Origin of the sequence: Acetobacter garciniae (genome assembly GCF_017377735.1) — a bacterium.
In the GTDB taxonomy this organism is placed as follows: Bacteria; Pseudomonadota; Alphaproteobacteria; order Acetobacterales; family Acetobacteraceae; genus Acetobacter; species Acetobacter garciniae.
On record NZ_JAFVMH010000004.1, the window covers coordinates 209,373 to 236,252 of the forward strand.

Consider the following 26,880-nt stretch of genomic DNA (forward strand, 5'->3'; position numbering starts at 1 on the left):
TGTCAGTTCCCCTTGCGCTCAGGACTGGCCGACATCCCCACGCCCGATAGGCGCGACGGCGAGAGTGTCTGGATATAGGCGATCAGGGCCGCCAGGTCCTCTTCCGCCAGCACGCCACGGTAAGACGGCATCTGGGTGGCATAAGCCGCCGCCTGCCCGCTTACAGTTGCGGTGTGCAAGATGGCATCGTGCAGGAACGCGTTATCCACCTTTACGCGCTGGCCATCCGGCCCCATGGTCTGGCTGCCGTACAGCCCCACCATGGACGGCGCGCGGCTGGTATCGTCCGCACCGGGGGAATAAGGCTGCGAGACATGGCAGCCACTGCATCCATTATGGATGAACAGGGCTTCTCCCCTGGTTGCAAGACTGCCGCTGGCGGGGGTCTGGCCCAGCCAGTTGGCGTAATCGGTCGGGGTCAGGACAATCAGGGTGCCGGTCATGCGCGAATGCCCGATGCCACAGAACTGTGTGCAGTAAAAACGAAACGCCCCGACCTGGGTCGCGGTGAACCACAGGCTCTGGTACCGCCGGGGCAGCACGTCATGCTTGATCCGCAGCGCGGGGATCGAGAAATCATGAATGACATCTTCGGACGTAAGCAGAAGCTGCACCGGCCGCCCCAGGGGCACATGCAGCGCGTTGATCTCGCGCTGGCCGCCGGGATACTGGACCTTCCACATCCATTGCTTGCCGGTGACATAGATCTGGATCGCACCGGATGGCGGCTGGAACCCCACCACGTAAAGCCGCGCCGCCCATAGGAAGAGTGCAAAGAAAACAGCCAGCGTGACCGAGGTCCAGGCAATTTCGAAGCGCCAGCTTTTATGGGCCACCGTCTCCGCCGATACGGGCACCCTGCTCCCGACCCGGAAACGGATGATGTTGAGCAGCATCAGCCCGAACACCAGCCCCAGCACCGCCAGGCTGATGAGCAGGAGCCCACCCAGCAGGATATCGACCTGGCCGGCATGGACCGATGCTGCGGGCAGCCACGTCATCGCTGACCCCGCCAGTGGGCCATGCCCAGCAGGGTGCCCAGCGTCAGCACGGTCAGCGCGCCGCCGAGCTTGAGCAGTTTTTCCACGGCCAGCGTATAGCGCCCGGTCGTATCGTCGTAATGAAAGCACAGAAGCAGGATGGAGGAGGCACTGGCCTGCTCGCCGCGTGCTGCATGGGCCAGGGCCTGGCGCACATCGCCCGGCTGGTACCCGATACCCAGCACATAGCCCGAGACACTGCCCGCCGGGGTTATGAAGACAAGCCCCATCGGGTGCATGTACTGGTGCAGTTTTTCATCGTAACGTGCGTGAAACCCCACCGCACGCGACAGGCGCTGGATACTGGCGGGCGCACCGGTTACGAAATGCCACCCCTGGCCTGCGCCAGGGGTGGGAAACCGCGCAAGATCCTCCGCCAGCGCCTGCCGCGCCATGCCGCGCGTTTCCGCCGGGTCGATACTGACCACCAGCAGCGTGTAGTCCGCCGGTGTTGTCAGGCCACCGCGCGCCAGCGCATCCAGCATATCCCTGCGTTCGAGTTCACACATGTTGGGGCAGGCGTAATACCCCATCGAAAGAATGGTGGCCCCATGCCCCAGAAAGGCCCCCAGTGGGCGGGTCTGGCCCGATGTATCAGTAAAGGGCGCATCGAGCGGCAACGCATGACCCTGCCGCGGGGTAAAGGCCAGTGCCTGCAACCCATCCCCCGCTGGTTGCGCCCATGCTGAAGGCACCGCGCAGGCCAGCACCACCCACAGCACCCCGATATGGCGCAAAAGGGCCGCATGGCGCGCCATTACGGTGCTGCCTTTTCAGGCGCGGGCCAGCCGGGAATGCCCTCGCGCAGGATTTCCTGCATGGCCTGGTCGATCGGAATATGCCCGATACCCCTGCTCCTGTCCGTCCATCCAAAACTGTTCAGGGCGTTCTTCTCGCGCGCAGCAAACGCCGCCATATCCGCCACCGGATCGGATTGCAGCCGGGGTTCGGCAATGATGGGAAACGGCGGCTTGAGCAGACGGTCGAGTGATTTTTGCGGGAACAGCATATCGGCCCCCACCACAAGCCCACCCACCACCAGCCCGATGGCCAGCCCCCCGATCGTGACCGCACGGAAAGACACATCGCGGGTTTCGTGCCGCAGGGGGTGTGTATCGGGTGTGGGATGCTGCTCAGACATGGGCATCCCTCCGCTCGCGTGGCCATGGCGCGTAGGGCACCTGTATGCCGGGGCGGAAAGCCAGGAACACGCTGCTGGAACCGAAAAAGACAAGCGACAGCACAATGGGCAACGCCACCTGCGCCCATGGCCAGCCCGGCAGCACCAGCCAGAAATTGCGCAGCACCTCCATGCCCACCAGCAATCCTGCCACCCCCACAACAACGGGCCGCAGCCCTTGCAGGGGGCGCAGGGCCAGCAGCCCGAACGGCAGGACGACATGCAGCCCCACGATGGACAGCGCCACCCTCCCCCACCCGCCGCGCAGGCGCGGGCCGTACCATGCGGCCTCCACCGGCAGGTTGGACTGCCACACAATCAGGAACTGCATGAAATCCAGATAGGCCCACAGCACCGTAAGCCCCAGCAGCAGTCGCGCCAGATCCTTCAGTTCCAACGGGCGGGCCCGCCACCCTTCGCACATGATCCCCACGGCAAAGGCCAGCAGCACCGCCCCGGCAGAGGCGACAAGCCCGTAAGCGCTGGAACTGAAATGCGGATCAAGGGATTCCGTCAGGTCGATTGCGGCAAAACCGGATGTAAAACCCAGCACGATCAGCCCGGCAGGCGCGGCCCGCGCCAGATCCCGCCTGCGCAGGCAGATCAGGCCTAAAGCACCCCACGCCACCCCGTAAATCGCCACCCGCGCCAATGCGGCCGGCATGTTGAGATAAAAGCCGTTTGCCAGCCCGGCCATCCTGTCCGGGTGCAGCCATGGGTACAGGTATCGTGCACCCCAAATAATACCCCCCAAGGCGGGCAGGCCCAGCGGCAGCGTTGCAATGCCCGCGCGCAGGGCGGGGTGCAGGATTTCCCCCCACCGCCCGCCTGTCAGGGCATGCACCAGCATGAGCGCCATGCTGCCAAGCGGCCAGCCAAGCCATGCCGCCGCGACTGCAAGCCAGGCGGGGAATACGGCCGCGGGCATCAGGACAGCATCAGCCACCAGCCCCACCAATGCGACTGGTGCGACCATGATGGCCATGGACCGCACGCGGTTCATGGCGGTGTGGCCCGCTGGGCGGGGGTCATGTCTGCCAGCATGGCATACTGGCTGCGACGCAACGCATACAGATAGGCCACGATAGCCCAGCGGTCATCGGGCATGATCCGTTGGGCAAAGCCATACATCACGCCCTGCCCCGCTGTAATGATGGCGTAAAGCTGATCGGGCGTAGCATTGTGGGTGGGAGCCGTTGCCAGGGGCCGCGGGGCGGGAAAGCCCCTTTGCACCACCATGCCGTCGCCCAAGCCCGTCCGTGCATGGCAGGGCGCGCAGAAGGCGTCGTATTCGCTGCGCCCGCGCCGCAACAGGGCCGATGTCAGGGCGGGGGCAGGCCGCGGGGCATCATGATATTCCACGCGGCCTGCCACGCCATTCGCCGGGGCGCTGCGGGGGCTGGCATAGGGGTTTTCCTTATGCTGTTTCGACATGTCGTCGCACCCGCCAGCCAGAAGCATCAGCGCGCCGGGCAGGATGCGCAGCGGCCGGATGCGCGTCATGACGTGATGTCTTCAATCTTCAGCGCACCGTGGCGCGCCAGCGTGGCCCGCACCGCACCGTTGCCCTCGGCCCCGTGCACCACCACAACCGCATGGCCGCCTGTCATGACGGTACGCATGCTCCGGGCCTCATCCACCGGGTCGTAAAGACGGGGCAGGCGCACCGTCATGCAGTAGCCGATGAACCCCGCCAGAACGGCCCCCAGGACCGCCAGTTCAAAACAGGCCGGGATATAGGACGGCCATGAAAAATTCGGCCTCCCGCCAATATTCTGCGGGTAAGCCAGTATCGTGGCATAGGCCTGCATGCCAAAGCCGCCCGCAGCCCCCACCATGCCCCCACCCAGCATGAGCACGGGCACGATGGAGCTACCCCCGATCTCGGGTGGCGGGGTGGCGCTATAGGTTTCGACCACACAGGCCGTGTCGCGCCGCAGTTCGGCGACGGCCTCATGCAGAGTGTCTTGGGTGGCGAAGGCTGCGATCATCATGGCCGGTGTGCCAGCATGGCGCGCATCTCGGCCATGGCAAGCATGGGCATGAAGCGCAGCAGGAGAAGAAACGCGGTCAGGAACAGCCCGATACTGCCGCATAGCAGGCTCCATTCCCACAATGTGGGCGTGTACTGCCCCCACGCGGATGGAAGCTGCGTGCGCGCCAGGCTGCTGACGATGATCAGGAAGCGTTCGAGCCACATGCCGATCAGCACACCCAGGCAGATCAGCCATACCACCGGCAGGTCAAGCCGGATCGCCCGCCACCACAGCAGTTGCGGGAACCCGATATTGAGCACGATGGTGCCCCAGTAGACGGGCGCATACAGGCCATGAAGCCGGAAGGCGAACATGGTCCTGTCCGCAGGGTCTGGACCGTAATAGGTTGAAAACGCGTCCATCACATAGGCGTAGGCCACGCACAGGCTGCTGGTGAGCAGCAGACGCCCCAATGTGTCGATATGCCGGGCGGTGATATAAGGGTGCAGCCCCATGGCCGGGCGGAGCAGTATGACCGCCATCAGCACGACGGCAAAACCCGACAGGGCGGCCCCGAATACAAAGAAGGGCGGGAACTGGGTCGAATGCCACCCGGGTGTGGCACCCCCTGCAAAATCCATACCGACAATACTATGGACCGAGACCACCAGCGGCGCCATGAGTGCGGCCATGACCCCGTAGACCGGCTGGTAATGCCGCCACTGCCGCCCCGAACCCCGAAACCCCAGCGCCAGCACGCCATAGAATACCTGCTGCCAGCGCTGTTGCGCGCGGTCGCGCAGGGTGGCCAGATCGGGGAGCAACCCGAAATACCAGAACAGGATCGAACACAGCACATAGGCCAGGATTGCAAAGAAATCCCACACCAGCGGACTGCGGAACTGCGCCCACAGCCCCATCGTATTGGGGTAGGGAAACAGCCAGTAGAAAAACCAGGGCCGCCCCAGATGCAGGATGGGAAAAATGGCCGCGCACAGGGCCGCACACAGGGTCAGGCTTTCGGCCAGCCGGTTGAGCGACGTACGCCACGGCGCGCGCAGCAGGAAGAACAGGGCCGAAATGAACGTCCCGCCCGAGGCGATGGCAATCCACCAGACGTAATTGAGGATGTCGAACCCCCAGGCCACGGGCCAGTCGATACCCCATATGCCCAGGCCCGCATAAAACAGCCATGCAACGGAGATAACACCCATGCAAAGCAACGCCAGAGCAAAGCCGAGGCCCAGCCACCACCACAGCGGTGTCCAGCCGCTCTCGCCCTCATGCAGGGTGATGGCGCAGATGCGTTCCGTCAGGGAATGGGGTGTCTCGGCCGGGAAGATAAGGGCGGCATCGTCCACCGCGGCACCTGTCTTGCCCGTCATGACGGAATGGCCGGATTGCGGTTGAGGATACGCGCTTCATAGGTCACGCGCGGGTGGGTGCCCTGTTCGGGCAGGGCCGCATAGGTGAGCGGACTGGCCTTGCGGCGTGTCACCTCGGCTGCGGGGTCATTGATGTTGCCAAAGCTTATGGCCTGTGCGGGACAGGCCGCCTGGCAGGCGGTGACCACCTGTTCCCCCATCCCGTCACGGTCGGCCACGATGCGTGCCTGTGCGATACGCTGCACGCAGAAGGTGCATTTTTCCATGACCCCGCGCGCACGGACCGAGACATCGGGGTTGCGGCTGATGGGGGGCCTGCTCTCGTGCTCGGCAAAGGCGAAGTAATTGAACCGCCTGACCTTGTAGGGGCAGTTGTTGGAGCAGAACTTCGTGCCGATACACCGATTGTAGACCATGACATTCAGGCCTTCAGAATCATGCGTCGTGGCCCCTACCGGACAGACGGTCTCGCACGGGGCCTGTTCGCAATGCATGCAGAGCATGGGCTGGAAGAACGTATCGGGTGCGTGCTCCGTTCCTTCGTAAAGACGGTCGATCCGCAGCCAGTGCATTTCACGCTGGCGCAGCACCTCGTCCCGGCCGACCACGGGAATATTGTTTTCCACCTGGCACGCGCTCACACAGGCATTGCAGCCTATGCAGGCATTGAGATCGATGCTCATGCCCCATGCGACCGGCGCACCGGGGTCACGATGGTACAGCGCGTCATGGGGCGTTGCACCACCGCCGAGAAAATCAGGCCGATCACGAAACTGCGCCAGCGTGCCATGGCGCGCCACGTCCGAAGGTGCGGTCCCCACCGCCGTTGCATGGTGTTCGGTACAGGCGATGGGTGTGGCAGGCGTGCGGAGAGCCTCGATTTGCACCGGGCCGGTCATGTCACGCAAAGGGTAAAGGTCGGTGCCCACACCGTTACCCGTCTCGCCCGCATGGCGGCGGCCCCAGCCCAGCAGCCCCACGACACAGCCTGTCGCCTGACCGGGCTGTATCCATATGGGTAGCTGTGCGCGGGTGGTGCCACGGGTCAGGATGACCCTGTCGCCGTTACGCAGGTTCATTGCCTGCGCCATGTCGGGCGGGACCAGCAGGGGGTTGTCCCACACCACCTTGCTCAGCGGGCGGGGCAGTTCCTGCAACCACGGATTATTCGCCCCCCGCCCATCCCACAGATACGGATCGGGCCGCAACAGCAGCACAGCTTCGTTGGCCGCGCGCGGGAACGAGGCGGGGGAAGCCACACGCATGGCCGCCTGCCGCAAGGGGGCATCCACCCGCCGTGACACCGTTCCCGCAATGACCCCGGCCGCCAGCGCATCATGCCAGTCCCGTGGGGTGGGAAGCCGGTCCCGCCATGCGTCGCGCAGCATGTCCATGGCCGGGCGCGATGGCTGGCCCAGGCAGGCATGCAGGGCGCTGAGGGCGTTCATTCCGCCGTAAAGCGGTACGGCCTGCGGCTGGATGAGGGCAACGGTGCCGTCATGCCCGCGCGCATCCCCCCATTCCTCCATCGCGTGGGCAAGGGGCACATGCCACTGTGCAGCCAGCGCTGTCTCATGCGGGCGGTCTGACAGGGCAATGCTATTGGGCACGTGCTTCAGCGCTGCTGCAAAACGGGGCGACTGGCAGACGGGGTTGACGTCCAGTATCAGCAAGGCCCGCACCGCCCCACGTTCCATATCGTCCATCAACGCGGCCAGCGTGCCGGTGGGGGGGGCCGGGGGGTAGCAGGGCGATTCAACGATATCGAACACCGCCCCACGCCCGCCCAGCGCTTCATTCATGGCCTGCACGGCGGCCTGTGCCTCGGCCGGGTAATCGGGGCCCAGATGCACGAAGGCGCGGCCATGGTGGGCGCGCAAGTCGGCTACCACGGGGGTAAGCCAGTCTGGCCCGCCCGATGGGGCTTCGTTCTGCAAAAGCTGGGCCGACAGCCGGCCGATGACCTCATTCATCATGGCAGGCGTTGCAATGAAGCGATGATCCGCCGCAACCCCGGTCAGGGAGGGTGTGGGTTCCACCGCATAAAGCCGGTTCATGGTGCCACGGGCGGGATTACGGCGCGCGGCAAAGGCGCGGGCATAGGCCAGGTGCCCCGGCGCGCTGTCCAGCAGGTCGCTGTCCAGGGCAAGCAGCACATCCGCCTGCCCCGGATGGGCGACAATCGCGATGGACGGACCATAAGCCAGATCCAGGCCCTGCGTTACGCTCTCCCGCCCGATTGCATCCCATTGGTGCCAGATCGCACCGGGGAAAGTGGCAAGAACCTGCTCGATCGCCCGCCCCAGCGTTGGGGATGTGATCGTGCCGGTGAGAATACGCAGCCCCTCGCCTGCCTGCGTGCCATCGGGGTGCGGGGCCGTGGCGGTTGCGCGCATCGCCTGCATGGCAGCAGCCAGATCCGGCCACGATGTCGGCATGCCCCTGTGAAGCGGGCCTGTGGCGCGATCGGGATCGTAAAAATCGTAGACAAGCGCCTGGGCCGTCACATCCGTTGCACCAAGACTGCTGGGGTGGTCGGGATTGCCTTCTATCTTGATCGGCCGGCCCATCTGGTGCGTGACCAGAATACCCTCCGCATAGCCATCGCGCATATGGGCGGTGGCGTAGATGTTGGGCAGGCCGGGCACCACGCCCTGCGCCGCACGCACGGCGGAGACAAAACCCCGGTCAGGTGTGCCGGGGTCACAACCGGCCACCCCGCCACTGGCCAGCGCCAGCCCCAGCAGCTTGAGCATGCGCCGCCGGTCCAGCGTATGGGACAGCGCGGCTTCAAGCTGGGGAAAATGCCGGACCAGTGCTGCGTCCGACACATCCATGCCGATGCGTGAGCCCCCCTCTAGCGGTGGCATATCGAGCATTCCGTAAGGTTGCGCCGGCCGAGATGGTACTGCGCCACCAATGCGGCGATGCTGGGTGTATCGGGGCCGCGATGCCAGTCCATGTCGAAGATGTTTTCCACCGGCCGCAGGTTGGGGCCCGGGTCGCGGTGGCAGTCCAGGCAGAACTGCATTGTCAGTGTCTTTGCCTTGTAGGTCAGCGGCATGGAGCCCACGTTGCCGTGGCAGCTTTCGCAACCTACCCCTTTGGCAATGTGAATGCTGTGGTTGAAATAGACATAGTCCGGCACATCGGTCACACGCTGCCAGGTCATGGGTGTATTCCTTGCCAGACTGTCGCGAACGGGTGCGAGGACTGCGGCATTGGTCCATATCTGTGAATGACATGTCATGCAGGTGAAGGTTGGCGGCAGGCTGGCCTGCGCGCTGTTTTCCACGCTGCTATGACAGAAGCGGCAATCAAGCCCGAGGCCGGCCACATGATGCTGGTGGCTGAAGGGAACCGGCTGCTGGACCACCCAGCCCACATGCCGGGTATAATCCGAATACGGCCAGGCAAACCACCACAGCCCCCCGCCTGCGACCGCAAAGGCAATGGCGGCCAGGCATGTCGTCATGATGATATTGGCGCGGGGGGTGAACGGCGCTCCCATCAGTTTGCGTTCCGTCTGAGATGGCGGGCTCGAGAACCTGTTTAACGGGAGGGGATTATCAATTATCCCGCAGCCGGATGGTCGGGCGGCAAACCCGGTGCAAACCCCGTGCCCCGGCTGGCAAAACGGCTCATGATTTTTCGCCCGGCAGGATGGAGGCCAGCATTTCCCTTGCCGAACCCAGAATGACACTGGCCCGTTCAGGCTCCGTTGGAAGGGATGTCAGGAAGGCCTTGGCCTGTTGCAGGGTGATGTGCGGCGGCAGCGGCGGCACGTTGGGGTCAGTGCGGGCTTCCAGAATGACGGGGCGGTCCGCACTCAGCGCTTCTTCCCATGCGGCTGCGACATGGGCGGGATCGTCAACATAGATCCCCTTCAAGCCCAGCAGCTCGGCGTATCGATGATAGGGAAAATCCGGGATGGACTGGGTTGCTTCCGTCTTGCCCTCGCCAAGCTGGATGCGTTCCTCCCATGTCACCTGATTGAGATCCTGGTTGTTCAGCACCAGCACGATCAGCGTCGGATTGGACCACTGCTTCCAGTATTTGGAAATCGTGATCATGACATTCAGGCCGTTCATCTGCATGGCCCCATCGCCCATACAGGCAATGACGGTGCGTTCGGGATAGGCCATCTTGCCCGCCACGGCGTAAGGTGTCCCCGCCCCGAGCGATGCAAGGCCACCCGACAGCGATGCCTTCATGCCCCGGCGCATTTTCAGGTCGCGGGCATACCAGTTGGCGACGGAGCCGGAATCCGCCGTGATAATCGCGTTCTCCGGCAGGCGGGGCGACAGTTCCCAGAAGACGCGCTGCGGGTTGAGCGGGCTGGCGCTGGTCATGGCGCGGGCTTCCAGCACGTTCCACCACTGCGCGACTTCCTTTTCTATGCGAGCGCGCCATGCACGATCGTCCTTGCGGTGCAGAAGCGGGATCAGTGCGCTCAGTGTTGCGGCGCTGTCGCCTTGCAGGTTGACCTCCATCGGGTAACGCAGCGACAGGTTGGCACTGTTGACATCGATCTGCACGCCACGCGCCTGCCCCGGCTTGGGCAGGAATTCGCTATAGGGGAATGCCGACCCCACCATGAGAAACGTGTCGCATTCCTTCATCATATCCCATGACGGCTTTGTGCCCAGCAGCCCGATCGAGCCGGTCACGAACGGGCATTCATCCGGCACGGCGGCCTTGCCCAGCAGCGCCTTGGCTATGCCCGCCCCAAGGATTTCCGCGATTTCGAGCAACTGATCCGTTGCCTCCAGCGCGCCCGCCCCTGCCAGGACTGCAACCTTGCTGCCTGCGTTCAGGATCTCGGCAGCGGCCTGCAGGCCAGCTTTCTCCGGCACCGTGCTGCAGATTGTCGTGCCAATACCCGTATGGGTTGCGCCATGTGCCATTGGCGGCTCCGCATAGGGGAGTTCCTGCAAGTCATTGGGCACGATCAGGACCGTTGGGGCGCGCTTGTCGCGTGCAATACGCACGGCCCGGTCCACCGCATGGCGCATTTGCGATGGCTCGGTCACGGTGACGATGTACTCACACGCCACGTCCTTGCACAGCGAATGCAAATCCACTTCCTGCTGGTAATTCGTGCCGATGGCCGTGCGGGCCTGCTGGCCCATGATCGCCACAACGCCGACATGATCGAGCTTGGCATCGTAAAGCCCGTTCAGCAGGTGGATGGCGCCGGGCCCCGATGTCGCGAAACACAGCCCGACCTGCCCGGTGAACTTGGCATGCGCCGTGGCCATGAATGCCGCCATTTCCTCATGTCGCACCTGCACGTATTCAATGGTGCCTGCATCCACCTCGCGCTGCAGGGCCACGTCTATTCCCCCGGCCCCATCGCCCGGATAGCCATAGGCACGCCGCAGCCCCCATTCCTGAAGGCGCTTCCATAAGAATTCGCTGACATTCATCTCGCGCTCTCCCATGCGGACTCATTCGCCAACGTCAGAAATTCAAAGGGGTTGCCAATAATTCCCACAGGCGTCGACAATGGCCCGCAGCGCAGGGCCCACGAAAAAATACGCCACAACGGAAGGTCCGCTCGCCTCTTGTCCTATCGCACTCGTTGCTCAAACGCTCGTCCGCAAACGGGGGCGTGGGGTTTGCCCATTTCGGAAACCACGCCATGGCTCCGGAGATATTCGCAAAGGGGCTTAAAACGGGGTCGTGACGGCATGCACGACGCGACACGCCAGGACAGGAATCCGACCGCCTGCCTTCTACCCTCTCACTGGCAGTTGCCGCCGTCTGTTGTGGAACATTACAGGGTTTCGAAATGCCCCTGCGAAAGGCGATGACCGCTCGGAAATCCGTGTGAGCGTGCGCCCCAGGCCGTAAGGAAGCCACCCGCCAGAATAACCAGCATGGCCCATGGGAAAGACGCGGCACCACCCACATCCAGCAGCATGCCGCCCAGAAGACCGCCTGCGGCGATGGCGCTGTTCCATGCCACGACATTGATTGAAAGCGCCACGTCCGCACCTTCCCCCGCTGCATCCGCCAGCGCGGTCTGCAACAGGGTTGCGGCCCCGCCAAAGGTCAGCCCCCAGATGGCCACACCCAGCCAGATGACGACGGAAGAATTCGCCCCCACGGCGAAAACACCGCAGACCGCCGCAAAGACCGCCAGACTGACCAGGACGGACGCGCGTAGCGCATGGTCCACCAGCCGACCGGTCAGCCCTATGCCACCAAGGGCTGCAACACCGAAAACCAGCAGCACAAGATCCGCCTGCCCCGCCAGACCCGACGGCATAAGGAAGGGCACAATATAGGTGTAGAGAATATTATGCGCGAGCATCCAGGCGATCACGACGCCCAGAACCGATCTCACGCCGGGCATCATCAGAACATGACGAAACGGCAGGCGTTGTGTATGCGCAGCCCCCGGAAAATCAGGCACCGTAGCCAGCACCCAGCCGATCAGCAGGATGGTGAAAGCGGACATGATGCCAAAGGCCAGCCGCCATCCCATCATGGCGCCAAGCCATGTGCCGGCCGGGACACCAAGGGCCATGGCGATGGGTGTGCCGACCATGGCAATGGCCAGCGCCCGCCCCTGCTGGGCACGCGTTACCATCCGGCGGGCATATCCGGCCAGAAGCGCCCATGCCAGACCGGCTGCCGCTCCCGCACAATAGCGGGCGACAAGCGTCACCCGGTAGTCCGGCGAAAATGCAGTGACGGAATTGAACACCAGAAAGCCGATGATGGCCAGCAGCAGAACAGCCCGCCGCCGCCACCGTTGTGTTGCAAGTGTCAGCGGAATGGCCGCGCTGAGCGAGCCTACGGCATAGGCCGTCACCATCTGCCCTGCATAGGCCGGCGGAACGTGCAGGCCCGCGCCGATCTGGGGGAGAAGGCCAGCCGGCAGGGTTTCGGTCATGATACACAGGAAGCCGGTCATTGCGAGCGCCAGAAGACCGGCGACCGGCAGGCTGCCATCCGGCGACGGGTGTGGATTTCGGGTCATCTGAAACTCGCATATATAGAATGGTCAATACAGATATACGGAGGGCGGGAAATGCTGGCAATATATTTCTGGATTGCTTAGTATGGAAGTCTATCCGCACAGGGAGGAAAACCAGATGGCCCGCACAGGACGGCCCCGTGAATTTGACCGGGACAAGGCGCTTGATGCCGCCATGACGCTGTTCTGGGCGCAGGGTTACGAACCCACATCGCTGAACCAGCTCAAGGCCTGCATGGGCAATATTTCCCCGGCGAGTTTCTATGCCGCATTCGGGTCCAAGGAAACCCTGTTCCGTGAAGTGGTGCAGCGTTACCTGCAAACCCACGGGCAGGTCATGGCACCCCTATGGGACGAAACGCTTTCCCCCCGTGACGCCATCGAACAGACACTGCGACGCTCTGCCCGCATGCAGACAGCACGCTCACACCCCACCGGGTGCCTGATTGTGCAGGGTGCGTGCAACTGTTCGCCTGAAAACCTGCCCGTTCAGGCCCTTCTGGCTGCCGAGCGCGAACGCAGTCGCGACGGTATCAAAGCCTGCATAGAACGGGCGGTAACGAACGGTGAACTGCCGGCCTCGGCAGTCACCCAGACCCTGCCTGCCCTGTTTACAACCTTCCTGCATGGCATGGCCTGCGAAGCCAGAGACGGGGACAAGGTGAAAACACTGGACGCAGCCATCACGACCCTCATGCAGGTGTGGGATAGCCAGGCCCTTCAGCCCTGACGCCTGTCCTTCAGGTATACTGTCCTGATCGTGTGATCGGAAACCATCCACCGATTTTATCTGTATCGGCCGATCCATAAATCATTGACGACCATTGCCGCCCTATTTATGTATCGAATGGTCTTTAAGTATCGCCAAGCCATTCCGGCGTCCCGTTTTATATGCATCCCGTCAAAGGAAATCGGTCATGAACCAGAAGAACGCAGCCCTTGTCACGGGTGCAAATCGTGGGATCGGATACAGTATCGCAAAATATCTGACCGATGCTGGCGTCAATGTCATCGGCACCTATCATACCAATGCAGCCGAAGCCAAGGCGGCTGAAACGACACTCAGCAATGCAGGGGCAAAACTGCGCATGCTGAAACTGGATATTTCAGATCATACCGGTTTTGCGGCGTTCATAGAGCAGGTGAAAAATATTCTGGCAGAAGAATTCCGCCAGTCTTCCCTGAAATACGTCATACAGAATGCGGGAAATATCGTTCATACCCGTTTTGATGCCGCCACGCCCGAACAGCTCGACAATCAGTACAATATCCACTTCAAGGGGCCCTATCTGCTGAATGTGGCCCTTCTGCCGCTGATCTGCGATGGCGGTCGTATTCTCAACATCACCTCGGCCGCCACACGCTTCTATCTGCCCGATCATGGTCCCTATTCGGCCATGAAAGGGGCGACCGAAGTGATCTCGCTTTATATGGCAAAGGAACTTGGGGCCCGTCGCATTACCGTCAATGCGGTGGCCCCGGGCGCCATTGCCTCTGACTTTGGCGGCGGACTGGTTCGGGACAATGCCCGGATCAATTCAAGCCTGGCGGATATCACACCGCTGGGGCGTGTCGGGCAGCCCGATGACATTGGCGCTGCGGTCGCGGCCCTTCTGTCCGACAACATGCACTGGGTGAACGGCCAGCGGATCGAAGTGACGGGCGGCCAGTCGCTTTGATGCTTCCGTATCGGGAGGGGGACAATACAATGATCGACGTCATGGCCAGCAGCGTTCTCGATGCGCCTGTTGCATCCGTCTGGCCGCTTATCCGGGATTTCGGGGCCATCGGAATGTGGCTGCCGGGTGTAAAAAGCTGCCAGATCGAAGGGGGTGATCCGGGTGATCGCGTCGGCGCCATCCGGCGACTCGAGATGGGCGATGTCGGCCTTATCCGCGAGCAGCTTCTCGCCCTGTCCGACACGGATCATGCGGTGACATTCTCGATCATCGAATCAGCCCTGCCGATCTGGAACTATCGCTCGACAATCAGGCTGTTTCGCGTAACGGATGGCGAACGCACGTTCATTCGCTGGAAAGGGGCGTTTGAAGCGGACGCAGACCATGCCTGTGCAATGCAGACACGAATGCCGACCCTGATCTACCAACCGGGCTTCAACAGCCTGGCAAAAAGGCTCGCCGATCGATAATCGTGCCTCCTTGCTTAAGGCCGTCAGCGCCCCTGCTTTCCGATGCGCGGGATCACGCGCTGTTGCTGCTGGCGTTCGATCGCGCTGATCAGAACCGCGAGCGGATCGGCATCCGCCGTATAGCCAGCCAGCCGGATCTTCGTCATGTCGGACACGACATCGACCTCCGTGCCGAACACGAAGTCTCCAAACCCCCAGCCCACAGCCCGGGCGAAATCGGGTTGCACCAGATCCTGTCCGATCTGCGTCCAGATGGGGGCGAGCGCGGGCATGTGGCCGGCCAGCGAAAATGGAATGGGCTCACCGACCGCAAGGCCGAAATGCCGGGCCACGCGCTCCCATACCCGGCGCCAGCGGAAAGGTGCGTGAACGTAGTTGAATGCCTGACCGGCTGCCGCTTCTGCCGTTGCCGCCCATGCGCTGGCGCGCGCCAGCGCATGGGCATCCGTGACCTGCGCCAGGCACCTGTCATAGGTTTTATACGATCCGGGGAACCGGAAGGCCGCCCCGTCGGCCGCGCAGATCGCAGCATACGCCCCTATGACGGTGGCGATATTCATCGCATTTCCGGCCGCATCACCCACGACCACATCCGGGCGCAGGATCGTCCATTCCGGCCCACCGGCTTCATGGCGGGCCTCTAATTCGCGTTGCTGGGTGAAATAGAAGTTCGGCCCGATCGGCCGGGGATTTTCATCTTCATAAAACGGTGTGCAAACCGGTCCGAGATGCACGCCATAAACCTTGGCCCCCTGGTAAAGAACGACCCGCTTCAGCGGTGCCCCGACCTGTTCCAACCCGTCGAGCAAATTGCGGAGCATGGCCGAATTGCGCGTATCTTCCTCCGCCAGGCCACCACCGGGGCCGTAGGCGGCGTAGAACAGGTGCGTGCAGTCCGCGGCACCTTCCAGCGCCTTTCGCGTCTGTGCGGCATCACCCAGATCGGCACGGATATTGCCATGGCTGCGGGAAAGGCCCTGGCCTTCCCAACCAGGTGCCCTGGCAAGTTCCTCCAGCAGGGCCTTTCCAATAATGCCGTTTGCGCCTGCAACCAGTGCTTTGTGAACCATGTCCGTTTTCCTCCTGCACAATGACGATACAGGGCCGATGCGCTCATCCAAAGGCTTGAAATGCAGTCACAGGTCCAAACCCGCACAGGGGGATGATTTCGGTCACGGTCGTCCCAGGACTTCGGCCGCGCGCTTGCGGTCCAGCTTGCCTTCCCACGCGCCGATCACCACAGGTGCGACACAGTTGCCGGCCAGATTGCCCACCGCCCGGGCAATGCCGATGAACCAGTCCACCGCCAGCAGCATGACCAGGCTTGCAACCGGAATGGAAGGAATGGCGGACAGGGTGGCAGCCAGCACCACGATGGCGATTCCCGGAACGCCGTGCGCCCCCTTGGATGAGACGAGTGCCGTCGCCAGCATGATCAAAATCTGCCATGCGCTTAAGGCCGTACCCGTTGCCTGGGCAAGGAAGATGACGGCCAGGCCGAGATAGATCGACAGGGCATCGAGATTGAAGGAATAGCCCGCCGGCACCACCAGCCCCACGACCTGACGGTCCACGCCGATCTGCTCAAGCTTGGCCATGACACTGGGCAGCACGGCATCCGATGCGGTGGTGGCGAAGGTGATCGCGAATTCCGTCCGAAAATAGCGGAAGAAACGGATCGGGCTGATGCCCGACAGGCGCAGGCAAAGCCCCAGCCCGCCGATGACGAACACGGCAATGACCACGAAATAGAGCGCCACAAAGGCAGCAAGATGCCCGATTGCGCCCAGGCCGTAACGGGCGGTCGTGGTGGCCATGGCGCCGAAAACGCCCAACGGCGCCAATGCGATGATGAACCGCATCATGCGCGAAAACAGGGTGGACAGGGCGTCGATCAGGCGAATGATCGGCGCACCGGCTTCGCCGATCTGGCTGAGACAGCAGCCGAACAGAATTGCGAAGAACAGGATTTGCAGCACGTTGCCCTGGGTAAAGGCATCGGCGGGCGTGTGGGGGATCAGCCCAAGCAGGAACTCCGTGACCCCGCCCTGGTGCATGACCTGGGCATTATGGGCGTAGGACGAAATGACGCGTGCATCGTCAGGCGCAGGTACGAACACGATACCCCGGCCAGGCTGGAGCAGCAGGGCAATGCCCACGGCAATAAGCAGCACCAGCGTGGTCATGCCTTCGAAATAGAGCAAGGCCTTGGCCCCCAGCCGGCCGACGGTGCGCAGGGAGCCCGCGCCCACAATGCCCGTGACGACGATGCAGAACAGCAGGGGGCCGACCGCCATCACGATCAGGTGGAGGAAGAGATCGGTCGCCCAGCGTGTCTGCGCAGCAAGGCCCGGTGCGAAAACACCCAGCGCCAGGCCCAGCACGGTGGCGATGACGACCTGGAGGAACATGCCAGGGCGTGTCACCCGGCTGGCATGTGTCACGGGCAGGGTCGTCTCGCTCATCCGATGGGTCCTTGGCTGGTTTGGGGGCCGCGCGCTCGGCTCAGTAAGTCACGTTGATCCGCGCACCGACGAAGCGGGGCATGCCGGGGATCACGCCGTAGAAGGTAGCCTGCGTACCGGCCGATAGCCAATAGCGGCGATCGGCCAGGTTCTCACCATAGACGGTGACCGACCAATGCTGCCTGGGGGCCGCGAAGGTCAGGAACGAATTGACCAGGAAATAGGCGGGTGAGCGGTAGATGCCCGTCTGGCCGATATATTGCGGCTGGGTCTGGCGGCCGCGATAGGAATAATCGACATCGAACGTCATCTGGTAGTCACGCAGGACATTCCACGTGTAGTTGGCAGCCCCCGACAGGGTCAGGTTGGCCAGCCCCATATTGACATTGTCATAATTCGTATTGACGGCCTGCCAGACACCGGTGGCGGCGAAGTTCGCCGTGGTGGCCGTGCGGTTGATGCTCTGGAACTTGGTATAGACGCCGTTCTGGTAGCCGAAATTCTGCGTCAGGATCATGCCACGGAACGGACGGGCCTCGGCATCGAATTCGGCACCGTAAATATAGGACCGTGGCGCATTCACATAACCGCCCAGCACGCCGTAGGGCGGGACCAGGATCGTGCCCAGAAGCTGCTGATCGCGATAATCGTAGTAAAACCCGGCAGCGTTCAGGCGAAGGCGGCGGTCGAACAGCATGGTCTTGAAACCGCCTTCATAGGTCAGGATCTGTTCCGGCTTGAACGGGCGGAGCTGGGCTGCCTGCTGCGTGATATTGGCCGAGAACCCGCCGGGCTTGAAGCCACGGCTGAACATCATGTAGCCCATGATATTGCGCGTGAACTGGTATTGCGCACCGACACGGCCACCGAACTCGTTGCTGAGCGCACCGCTATTGCCGAAATTGGTCGGCGTGCCGACAATGCCGCCCGTATCCAGGTTGTAGTTCGTGCTGGTGACGTTCAGCATCTGCCGGTCATCGGATTCATGCAAGATCGCGCCGATCAGCCGCAGCTTTGGAAGAATACGGTAGGAAAGCTGGACGTACTGATTGAAATTCTGCTGATTCTGCCGGTAGCTCGTCTCGTTCAGCGGGGTCGTGCCGGGTCGATCGGAGGAATCGTACCAGAAATTCTGCGCCATACGCGACCGGCTGTAGTACATCCCCGTTTCCCAGTGAAAACGCGCGCTGGGGTCGATCGATTCCAGTTTCACTTCCTGCGAGAACACGTTTGTCTGGTTGTTGCGGAACATGTTGCCATAGGACAGGATGGAGTCCGTCTGGTTTGTCAGTTCGTGCTCGTCCGCCATTTCATAGGCGCTGATGGTCGACAGGCGGCCCCATGAAAAATTCTTCGTATAGCGCACGTTCACGCCCCAGAAGAGATTGTCCTCGCGGGGTTTGGTGTTCCTGCCGTCTATGCCGAGTATTTTGGCAAAGCGCGGATCAAGGCCCCATTCGGTCTGGTAGATGTCCTGCGTGACCGGCACGTTGTAGGAATTGTACAGATTGTGCCCGGATGCGTATTCCGACTGGTCCGTGGTCCAATGGCCGCCGATAATCAGGTTGGACGTGTCGTCGATATCCCATTTCAGCTTGGCGCGCAGCGCGCCCAGATTGGCATTGCCGAAGCCCTGGCCCGCAGCATTGTGCTGATAGCCGCCCCCGGTCATGGACTGCCCGGCAATGCGGAATGACACCGACTGGGAAATGGGGCCGGAGACATAACCTTCCACCCGGTTGCGACCGTAGCTTGCGATATCCTCGGTCAGGCCGGCATGGAACTGGCGTGTCGGGTCGGCGGTATGGAAGTCGATTTCGCCCCCCGTGGTGGCCTGGCCATGCGTGTAGCCGGAAGGACCGGCGGCAATGGAAATATCGTCAAGGTCGAACATCATGCCCGTGGTCATGATCGAGACTGGCAGCGCAACGCCGTCCAGATAAGGCATGGTGGAGGGCGTGTTGTTCTGTGTGAAGTCCATCAGCCCCACACCGCGCAACGTGAAGTTCAGCGCCCCGGACCCGAAGGAGGGCTGGATAGTGAGATTGGGGGCCACGCGCTGGATATCGGTCATGACACGGATGTTGCGATCGGCCAGTTCCTGACGGGAAATCACTGTTTCGGAATGGGCGTCATGCTGGCCGGCCCCGGACGCACCCCGGCGGGCGGATACCGTAACCTGTTCGCTCTGCGCGCGCAGGGGGGCGTGATGCCGTACCGGCTTGGCGGCGGGTGTCTGCGTCGCAGCATCAGCCAGTGCGGGCAGCGGCAGGATAACGCCCGCCATAAAGCTGGTCATGATGGCCTGCCTTCTGAAGGAAAGCTCGGCGCAGCGCGGGAAAAGCATGATGGTCTTCCTTGTCTGGTGCGATGGCAGGCGACGGGCACGCGGCCGTGTCCTGATGGCGGGGTCGTTCATTATCTCGAATGTGGAATGATAGTCATGTTTTGTCTACCAGAATCACGCTGTTTGATAAAAAATGTTGCATACAAGATGGAAAGCAAACCGGAACGAAACGCCGCCGAAAAAGGTCACCCCCGGCCCCAAAATGCCCCACAAGGAATCGTGCAAATTAATCCCTTGATTTAAATGAGGAAAATTCCACCTGCCCTTTAACCGGACCTCCCTGCCCTGATTTCTGCGTCATGCCCATGGGGTGCAGAGAAGCAGAGGAACGAAAACCGCCCTCGCCAGGCCAGGGAACACAAGGGCGATTCGCCATCACCGGGCCGGATGTCGATTGCAGAACCCATGCGGGCTGCCTATAGTTCTTGTATGCGAGACAACGCCGAAAAAGATGCCCATAAAAATCCGCACCTGATCGAGGACCGCATCGTCCATGCCGCACTTTCCGGTCGCATCGCGCCGGGAGAGCGCCTGGGCGAGAAGGAATTGTCGGAGATTTTTGGCGTATCACGCACGCTGGTGCGCGAGGCGATGATGCGCCTGCAGGCCCGCGGCATCGTGGAGGTTTCTGCCCGTCGCGGCTGGTTCGTCATCGAGCCTTCCGTCGAGGAAGCGCGCCATACGATCGATGCCCGCCGCGCACTGGAGGTCGGCATGCTGGTCACCATCGACCGGGCCAGCCCGGCCATGATCCGGGCGCTGCGCGCCCATGTACGGGCCGAACAGAAGGCCATTGCCAGTGGCGACCGGGCGGAGCGCAGCTATCTGCTGGGTCATTTCCATGTCTGCCTGGCCGAAACGTTGGGCAATCCGGTCCTTGCGTCGCTGTTGCAGGATCTGACGACGCGCACGGTGCTGATTGCAGCACTCTATCAGTCATCGCACGATGCCCATGAATCCTGCGGCGAACATGTCGAGATCATCGATGCGCTCGAACAGGGCAATATGACAGAGGCCGCGCGCCTGATGGATGTCCATCTACGGCATGTCGAAAAGGCCCTGAACTATCGCAATGTCTCCAATCGCCTGGACCATCTGAAAGCAGCCTTGCAGGGAACGACCGACTGATAGCGCGCCCGGCGCTGGTAACGGGGTTGCTTTCTGCGCTTTCTTGTATACAAGATTCGACGGGACATACGCTCCCACTATCCCCGTTTGAGGAGTCGATGGCGTTGTGAGACGTTCGCTGGATCATCCTGAACATATGACGCTTGGGGGCATTCGCTCGGTCGCGCGGTGCGATGAACTGGGCGCGGCCCCTTACTCGGACGATCCGGCCGCCCTCTTCCGCCCCTATCTGGGACCGGGGTATAGAGCGACGCTTGCACGGATCACGACCTGGATGGTTGAGGCGGGCATGACCACGCGGATCGACGCCGCAGGCAACATCGTCGGCCGGTACGAAGGTCTCTCGCCAGACGCCCCGGCATTGATGATCGGGTCGCATGTGGACAGCGTGCGCAACGCCGGGCGGTATGACGGCATGCTGGGCGTCATGCTGGGGATCGAGACCGTCGCGTGGTTTGCCGCCCGCCAGCAGCGCTTTCCCTTCGCCATCGAGGTAATCGGCTTCGGGGATGAAGAAGGATCGCGCTTTCCCGTTTCGATGCTGGCGACCCGCGCCGTGGCCGGCACATTGGCGGAACAGACCCTGGACCTGCTGGACACGGACGGTACCAGCCTGGCCACGGCGCTGGAGACTTTCGGCCTTGACCTGGCCCACCTGCCCCAGGCGGCACGCCCGCGTGAACACGTGCTGGCCTATGTGGAGGCCCATATCGAGCAGGGCCCGGTGCTGGAAGCCGAGAATCGCGCGCTGGGCGTCGTCAGCGCCATTGCCGCGCAGTTCCGCCTTCGCGCGACGGTGGGCGGTGTCGCGGGCCATGCCGGCACGATGGCGATGCACCTGCGGCGCGACGCCCTGGCCGCCGCCGCCGAGATGGTGCTTGCCATCGAACGGATCGGCGGCGCGGGTCCGGACGATCTGGTGGCGACCGTCGGCCGGATGGAGGTCCATCCCGACGTGCCCAATGTCGTGCCGGGCGACGTGGTTTTCAGCATCGATATCCGTGCCGGGACCGATGCGGTTCGCAACCGTGCCGCCGATGCAATCCGCGCGGCACTGGCCGATATTGCAGCCCGCCGACAGGTGACGCTGAATGTTGCGGTGCAGCACGACCTGAAGGCCACACCCTGCGATCCCGGCCTGACGCGCCTGATGGAACAGGCCGTGCAAACGGCCACCGATGCTGCGCCGCGTACCCTGGTCAGCGGGGCCGGACACGATGCGATGGTAATGGCCGCTCTGGCGCCGGTTTCCATGCTGTTCATGCGCTGCCGGGGTGGTGTCAGCCACCATCCTGCCGAAGCGGTGATGGAAGACGATGTCGAGGCGGCATTGCGGGCCATGACGAATTTTATCGAACGCTTCGCTGCATGGGCTTCGGGCTGAAATGGGTCCATCGTCAAAATCGATGGACAACAAAAGGGCTTTTGAGCACGCAGGCGTGACAGGACGAGAGGAAACAGGGGCGATGTTTGAACAGATTGATCCGCCGTCGCGGCTGCTGATGGGACCGGGGCCGGTCAACGTGCATCCGCGCGTTCTGCGGGCGATGACGGCGGACATGCTGGGCCAGTTCGACCCGGAAATGACCGGCTACATGAACCAGACAATGGCGCTGTACCGTCAGGTGTTCATGACAGAGAACCGCTGGACATTCCTGATCGACGGCACGGCGCGCGCGGGGATCGAGGCAGCCCTGGTCTCGCTGGTCGAACCAGGGGCACGGCTGCTGATCCTGCGCGCGGGGCGGTTCGGCTTGCTTCTGTCCGAAATAGCCCAGCGCATCGGCGCCGATATCCGCACCCTCGACATCCCGTGGGGGGAGGTCGCGACGCTGGAACAGATCGAGGCCGCGATCGTCGAACATCGGCCACAGGTCTTCGCCGCGATCCATGGCGATACCTCCACCACCATGGCCCAGCCGCTGGACGGCGTGGGCGCGATCTGCCGCCGGCACGATGTGCTGTCCTATGTCGACGCCACGGCGACACTGGGCGGTATGGCGGTGGCGACCGACCCATGGGGCGTGGATGTGGTAACGGGTGGGTTGCAGAAATGCATGGGCGGGCCGCCGGGTTCGTCCCCCATCACCATCTCGGACCGGGCGGCGGCGCATATCATGGCCCGCCGGCATGTGGAGGCGGGAATCAGGGGCGCGAACACGCAGGATGGCAGCCGGGCGCGGATTGGGTCCAACTATTTCGACCTTGCCATGATCATGGAATACTGGTCCGAAAAGCGCCTGAACCATCATACCGAAGCGACCTCCATGCTCTACGCGGCGCGCGAGGCCGCCCGTATCATGGTGGAAGAAGGGCTGGAGACCCGTTTTGCCCGGCACCGCGCGGCAGGTGCTGCCATGTGTGCCGGATTGCGGGCAATGGGGCTGACGCTATACGGCCAGGATGCGCACCGTATGACCAATGTGACCGGTGTGGTCATTCCCGATGGGGTTGACGGCGAACGGGTGCGGACGCGGATGCGTGAGGAATTCGAAATCGAGATCGGCACCGCCTTCGGCCCGCTTGCCGGAAAGATCTGGCGCATCGGGGCCATGGGATACAACGCCATGAAACATAAGGTGCTGATCACGCTGGGCGCGCTGGACGCCGTCCTGGCCGCCGAAGGCTATCCCCTGCCACGCGGGGCCGGGGTGGACGCCGCCCACGCATCCTATCAGGGGTAAGAAAAGACCGATCGACCGGCCCGGAGCGCCCTCACCTCTTCCACTTCCGAACCACGGAAAGGCGTGACAACTGTCGGCGCGCCGGGCCAGTATCGCGCCGCTCCTGGCCGTTCGACTGGGTTCCACTTGTCCGCCCCCACTCGATCGCCGCAGCAACAGGCACGAGATTGCCGCGGCAGGCTCATGCCATCCGGCTCCTTCCGCCTGCTGAAGCGGTTTGGCAGAACCGCGTGCCAACTGACGAGACACCCCAGGATATTCCGATTTTCATGGCCATTCGCATTGAGAGCCGCTCCGCGTTCTTGAAAAATCGATCATTGATCGGTATAAGGAGATCAATGATCGAGTTCAGGGGGCAGCAATGGACGAAACGGTACCCACTCCGCGCGGTCTTCCTTTTGTCGGCAACCTGTTCGAACTGGACGGCCACGCACTGATCCAGAGCCTGATGCGCCTCTGGCGGGAACTTGGACCGATCTACCGGTTGAACGTGCTGGGCCAGTCTGGACTGGTCGTGGGGTCGCAGGCTCTGGTCAATGAAGTCTGCGATGAAACACGGTTTGAAAAATTCGTTCACAGCGCATTGATCAACCTCCGCCCCGCGACGGGGGACGGTCTGTTTACCGCTCAAAATAACGAAGCGAACTGGGAAATAGCCCACCGTATCCTGATGCCGGCTTTCGGCCCCCTCGGCCTGCGCGACATGCACGGCAAGATGCTCGATATCGCAGGCCAGATGCTGGATCGTTGGGAACGGTTTGGAGAAGACGCCGAAATCGACGTCGTGGACAGCATGACCCGCCTTACACTGGATACATTGGCGCTCTGTGCTTTCGATTACCGCTTCAACAGTTTCTATCGCGATTCCATGCATTCGTTCGTTGATTCGATGGTCAGTGCATTGCTCGAAGCATCCGCCCGCGACAGGCGGCCGGCCCTGCTGTCTCGCGCAATGCTCCGAACGCAGAGAAAGTTCCGGCATGATGTGGCCATGATGCATGAACTTGCAGATTCACTGGTTGCGGACCGTCGGGAAAAGGGGGCGATGGGGTCACGCGGCGATCTGCTCGATTCAATGCTTCTGGGCCGTGATCCGACTTCCGGCAAACAACTGAGTGATGAAAACATACGTTTCCAGCTCGTGACATTCCTGATTGCGGGGCATGAGACGACCAGCGGCCTGCTGTCCTTCACCCTCTACCACCTGCTGAAATATCCGGAAATCCTGCGAAAGGCACAGCATTGTGTCGATGATGTTCTGGGATCAAGGCTCCCCACACCCGCAGACATGCCCCGGCTGGACTATCTCGAGCATATTCTCATGGAAAGCCTGCGCCTGTGGCCCACGGCGCCGGCATTTGCGGTTACCCCGATCGCACCGACACGGCTTGCGGGCAAATATCCCGTCATGCCGGGGGATGAAATCCTCGTTCTTCTTCCAGCCCTGCATCGCGATCCTCTTGTCTGGGGTGACGATGTAGAGACATTCCGCCCCGAACGCTTTGAACGGGAGGCAGTAGCCCGTTTGCCGCCGAATGCATGGAAACCTTTTGGCAATGGGCAACGGGCCTGTATTGGTCGCGGCTTTGCAATGCAGGAAGCCCAGCTTGTTCTGGCCATGACGTTGCAGCGCTTCGATATCTCGGCGGTCGATAAAAACTATGAAATGAAGATTGCCGAGACCCTGACCATAAAGCCGGACGGGTTGCGCATGCATGTACGTGCCCGACCACGTGATGACACGCACGATCCGGCCTATCGTCAAAACAAGCAAGGCGCCGGATCTTCAATTGGATCGACGCAGTCTGCTGCTGAAGGCGAGCCACTTCTCATCCTGCATGGCGGCAGCACGGGCACTTGTGAAACATTCGCGCGAAAGATCGCGAAACAGGCGCGGCAGCATGGCTATACTGTGCGCATCATGTCGTTGAATGACGGATCTGCGGAGCTTTCAAATATAAAGAAGGCCGTTTTCATTATTGCCTCGTTTGAAGGAGAACCGTCTGACTCCGCACGGAAGGGTCTGGAATGGATCGAGCATCTTCCGCGCGAAGCACTGTCGAATCTTGACTATGCCATTCTCGGCTGCGGCAATCGGAACTGGACGCGGACATATCAGGCCGTTCCCAAGCGCCTGGAAGCGGCATTGAACAAGGCCGGCGCGCAGCCATTCGTGCCGAGAGGGGAATCCGATGCCGCGGGTGATTTTATCGAGATCGTGGAGCAGTGGATTACGGGTCTGTGGGTTGCTCTGGGCAGCAGCGCCATTTCCGTCATGTCGGCCACGCAACTCGAGTTCCTGCCTTCCCTAAGGCAGGCCGGCATGTCCACAGCGACTGCACGCTGCCTGGACAATACAAGGATGACACCCGAACAGTATCGCGGATATCATAAGCATCATATCGTTCTTGAACTCTCACCCACACTGCACTACAAAACCGGGGATTACCTTTGCGTACTGCCAAGCAACCCACCGGAAACCGTGGCAAGAGGCCTGCGGAGGCTCGGCCTCGATCCCGAGACACGCATTCGTCTTCATAATTCAGGCAATCAGGACTGGCCCGTTCCCGAACACGAATCTCTCCCCGTAAAAACCATCCTTGCGGATTTTGTCGAGCTTGAACAACCCGTCACATTGGACCAGCTCCGTCTGTTTGCTACGCGGACTGCCTGCCCGCCGGAAAAGGCACATATAGAGCGCCTGCTCGATCCCGCGCTTTATCAACGCGAGATCATGCACCCCCGGATTGGCACGCTGAGTTTTCTCGAACGGTTTGCATCCTGTACCGTCGGCCTTGCAGAGCTTCTGCCGCTGCTTCCGCCGATAGCGCCACGGCGTTATTCCATTTCATCGGCCCCCGAAGTCAACTCCCGTCGCTGTACGCTGACAGTTTCCGTTATCGATGACGCACCTGCTTCGGGAACCGGCCGGCATATCGGCGTGGCTTCGGGGTATCTGGCACGGCTGGTCAAGGATTCCGCCCTGACTGTCTCCGTTATGCCCGGCAGCACGGCGTTCCGCCTGCCCGAAGACCCGACAGTGCCGCTCATCATGATCGGTGCGGGAAGTGGCATTGCACCTTTCCGCGGCTTTCTGGAAGAACGCATGCAGCAGAAACGGGACGGTCTTTCCGTCGGCCCTGCGATAATGTTCTTTGGCTGTCGGAACCCGGACCAGGATTTTCTTTACAAGGGTATGCTGGCCCAATGGGAAAATGCGGGGATTGTCAGAGTGTTTCCCGCCTTTTCCTGTCCCGACCAAGGAACCGGGCAGTATGTGCAGGACCTGCTTGTCCAGCATGCCGGGCGGGTCATCGAACTGATGGCGCTGGGGGGCCGGATTTATTGCTGCGGCAATGCGCGCACGGTCATACCAGGAATAGAACAGGCCCTTATGGAACTTTGCACCCACGCATTGGAGACCAGCCCTGCCGTAGCCATGCGTTGGGCACGGCGCAATATTATACAAAAGAACCGTTATGCTGTAGATGCTTTCTCCTAGAGGGCCTGGATGCGCCCTGCACCAGGAGACATGCAA

22 protein-coding genes are annotated in these 26,880 nt (G+C 62.1%); 8 read left to right on the top strand and 14 right to left on the bottom strand.

The window, feature by feature from the left end:
* Positions 1-2: 2 nt before the first annotated feature.
* From coxB to J2D77_RS10260, 11 genes are all read right to left on the bottom strand, one after another.
* Positions 3-1,001, bottom strand: coding sequence for a cytochrome c oxidase subunit II (coxB, locus tag J2D77_RS10210; protein ID WP_207846180.1), 999 nt, complete (start codon positions 999-1,001; stop codon positions 3-5).
* Complete coding sequence (locus J2D77_RS10215) at positions 998-1,798, bottom strand: SCO family protein (protein WP_207846181.1); 801 nt, start codon at positions 1,796-1,798, stop codon at positions 998-1,000. Before J2D77_RS10215 ends, coxB begins: the two co-directional genes overlap by 4 nt.
* On the bottom strand, positions 1,798-2,181 hold the full coding sequence (locus tag J2D77_RS10220; RefSeq protein WP_230975705.1) for a hypothetical protein: 384 nt from the start codon (positions 2,179-2,181) through the stop codon (positions 1,798-1,800). The genes J2D77_RS10215 and J2D77_RS10220 overlap by 1 nt, the downstream gene beginning before the upstream one ends.
* The gene (locus J2D77_RS10225) at positions 2,174-3,223 is read right to left on the bottom strand and encodes a hypothetical protein (protein WP_207846182.1); all 1,050 of its coding nucleotides are present in this window, start codon (positions 3,221-3,223) and stop codon (positions 2,174-2,176) included. The genes J2D77_RS10220 and J2D77_RS10225 overlap by 8 nt, the downstream gene beginning before the upstream one ends.
* Positions 3,220-3,723 carry a c-type cytochrome gene (locus J2D77_RS10230; protein ID WP_207846183.1) on the bottom strand — a complete coding sequence of 168 codons (504 nt, stop codon included), beginning with the start codon at positions 3,721-3,723 and terminating at the stop codon, positions 3,220-3,222. Before J2D77_RS10230 ends, J2D77_RS10225 begins: the two co-directional genes overlap by 4 nt.
* Positions 3,720-4,214 carry a DUF3341 domain-containing protein gene (locus J2D77_RS10235; protein WP_207846184.1) on the bottom strand — a complete coding sequence of 165 codons (495 nt, stop codon included), beginning with the start codon at positions 4,212-4,214 and terminating at the stop codon, positions 3,720-3,722. The genes J2D77_RS10230 and J2D77_RS10235 overlap by 4 nt, the downstream gene beginning before the upstream one ends.
* Complete coding sequence (nrfD, locus tag J2D77_RS10240; protein WP_207846185.1) at positions 4,211-5,581, bottom strand: NrfD/PsrC family molybdoenzyme membrane anchor subunit; 1,371 nt, start codon at positions 5,579-5,581, stop codon at positions 4,211-4,213. Before nrfD ends, J2D77_RS10235 begins: the two co-directional genes overlap by 4 nt.
* Positions 5,578-8,451: a 4Fe-4S dicluster domain-containing protein gene (locus tag J2D77_RS10245; protein ID WP_207846186.1), complete on the bottom strand. Its 2,874-nt coding sequence runs from the start codon at positions 8,449-8,451 to the stop codon at positions 5,578-5,580. Before J2D77_RS10245 ends, nrfD begins: the two co-directional genes overlap by 4 nt.
* Positions 8,439-9,092, bottom strand: coding sequence for a cytochrome c3 family protein (locus J2D77_RS10250; RefSeq protein WP_207846187.1), 654 nt, complete (start codon positions 9,090-9,092; stop codon positions 8,439-8,441). Before J2D77_RS10250 ends, J2D77_RS10245 begins: the two co-directional genes overlap by 13 nt.
* Positions 9,093-9,222: 130 nt before the next feature.
* Positions 9,223-11,010 carry a thiamine pyrophosphate-requiring protein gene (locus tag J2D77_RS10255; protein ID WP_207846255.1) on the bottom strand — a complete coding sequence of 596 codons (1,788 nt, stop codon included), beginning with the start codon at positions 11,008-11,010 and terminating at the stop codon, positions 9,223-9,225.
* Positions 11,011-11,360: 350 nt separating this feature from the next.
* The gene (locus tag J2D77_RS10260) at positions 11,361-12,572 is read right to left on the bottom strand and encodes an MFS transporter (protein WP_230975706.1); all 1,212 of its coding nucleotides are present in this window, start codon (positions 12,570-12,572) and stop codon (positions 11,361-11,363) included.
* 115 nt (positions 12,573-12,687) lie between these two features.
* Between J2D77_RS10260 and J2D77_RS10265 the strand changes: the two genes are divergently transcribed.
* The 3 genes from J2D77_RS10265 to J2D77_RS10275 all read left to right on the top strand — a co-directional run bounded on the left by J2D77_RS10265 (position 12,688) and on the right by J2D77_RS10275 (position 14,718).
* Positions 12,688-13,299 (top strand): TetR/AcrR family transcriptional regulator, encoded by a 612-nt coding sequence (locus tag J2D77_RS10265; RefSeq protein ID WP_207846188.1) that lies wholly within the window; start codon positions 12,688-12,690, stop codon positions 13,297-13,299.
* 187 nt (positions 13,300-13,486) lie between these two features.
* On the top strand, positions 13,487-14,248 hold the full coding sequence (locus tag J2D77_RS10270) for an SDR family NAD(P)-dependent oxidoreductase (RefSeq protein WP_207846189.1): 762 nt from the start codon (positions 13,487-13,489) through the stop codon (positions 14,246-14,248).
* A gap of 29 nt (positions 14,249-14,277) precedes the next feature.
* Positions 14,278-14,718 (top strand): SRPBCC family protein, encoded by a 441-nt coding sequence (locus tag J2D77_RS10275; RefSeq protein WP_207846190.1) that lies wholly within the window; start codon positions 14,278-14,280, stop codon positions 14,716-14,718.
* Positions 14,719-14,741: 23 nt separating this feature from the next.
* Here the strand turns inward: J2D77_RS10275 and J2D77_RS10280 are convergent, their stop codons facing one another.
* From J2D77_RS10280 to J2D77_RS10290, 3 genes are all read right to left on the bottom strand, one after another.
* Positions 14,742-15,788, bottom strand: coding sequence for an NAD-dependent epimerase/dehydratase family protein (locus tag J2D77_RS10280; protein ID WP_207846191.1), 1,047 nt, complete (start codon positions 15,786-15,788; stop codon positions 14,742-14,744).
* 102 nt (positions 15,789-15,890) lie between these two features.
* On the bottom strand, positions 15,891-17,183 hold the full coding sequence (locus tag J2D77_RS10285; protein WP_207846192.1) for a cation:dicarboxylate symporter family transporter: 1,293 nt from the start codon (positions 17,181-17,183) through the stop codon (positions 15,891-15,893).
* A gap of 40 nt (positions 17,184-17,223) precedes the next feature.
* Complete coding sequence (locus J2D77_RS10290; RefSeq protein ID WP_230975707.1) at positions 17,224-19,482, bottom strand: TonB-dependent receptor; 2,259 nt, start codon at positions 19,480-19,482, stop codon at positions 17,224-17,226.
* On the opposite strand from J2D77_RS10290, the gene J2D77_RS10295 reads away from it, so the two are divergent.
* The 5 genes from J2D77_RS10295 to J2D77_RS10315 all read left to right on the top strand — a co-directional run bounded on the left by J2D77_RS10295 (position 19,481) and on the right by J2D77_RS10315 (position 26,844).
* Positions 19,481-19,621 carry a hypothetical protein gene (locus J2D77_RS10295; protein WP_207846258.1) on the top strand — a complete coding sequence of 47 codons (141 nt, stop codon included), beginning with the start codon at positions 19,481-19,483 and terminating at the stop codon, positions 19,619-19,621. The genes J2D77_RS10290 and J2D77_RS10295 overlap by 2 nt on opposite strands.
* A 338-nt stretch (positions 19,622-19,959) precedes the next feature.
* Entirely contained in the window at positions 19,960-20,658 is a 699-nt protein-coding gene (locus tag J2D77_RS10300; RefSeq protein WP_207846194.1) for a GntR family transcriptional regulator, read from the top strand.
* A 136-nt stretch (positions 20,659-20,794) separates the two neighbouring features.
* Complete coding sequence (locus tag J2D77_RS10305; protein WP_207846257.1) at positions 20,795-22,042, top strand: allantoate amidohydrolase; 1,248 nt, start codon at positions 20,795-20,797, stop codon at positions 22,040-22,042.
* 82 nt (positions 22,043-22,124) lie between these two features.
* On the top strand, positions 22,125-23,342 hold the full coding sequence (locus J2D77_RS10310; protein ID WP_207846195.1) for a pyridoxal-phosphate-dependent aminotransferase family protein: 1,218 nt from the start codon (positions 22,125-22,127) through the stop codon (positions 23,340-23,342).
* A gap of 361 nt (positions 23,343-23,703) precedes the next feature.
* A complete protein-coding gene (locus J2D77_RS10315) occupies positions 23,704-26,844 on the top strand; it encodes a cytochrome P450 (protein WP_207846196.1) in 3,141 nt (1,046 codons plus the stop codon).
* Positions 26,845-26,880 lie beyond the last annotated feature (36 nt).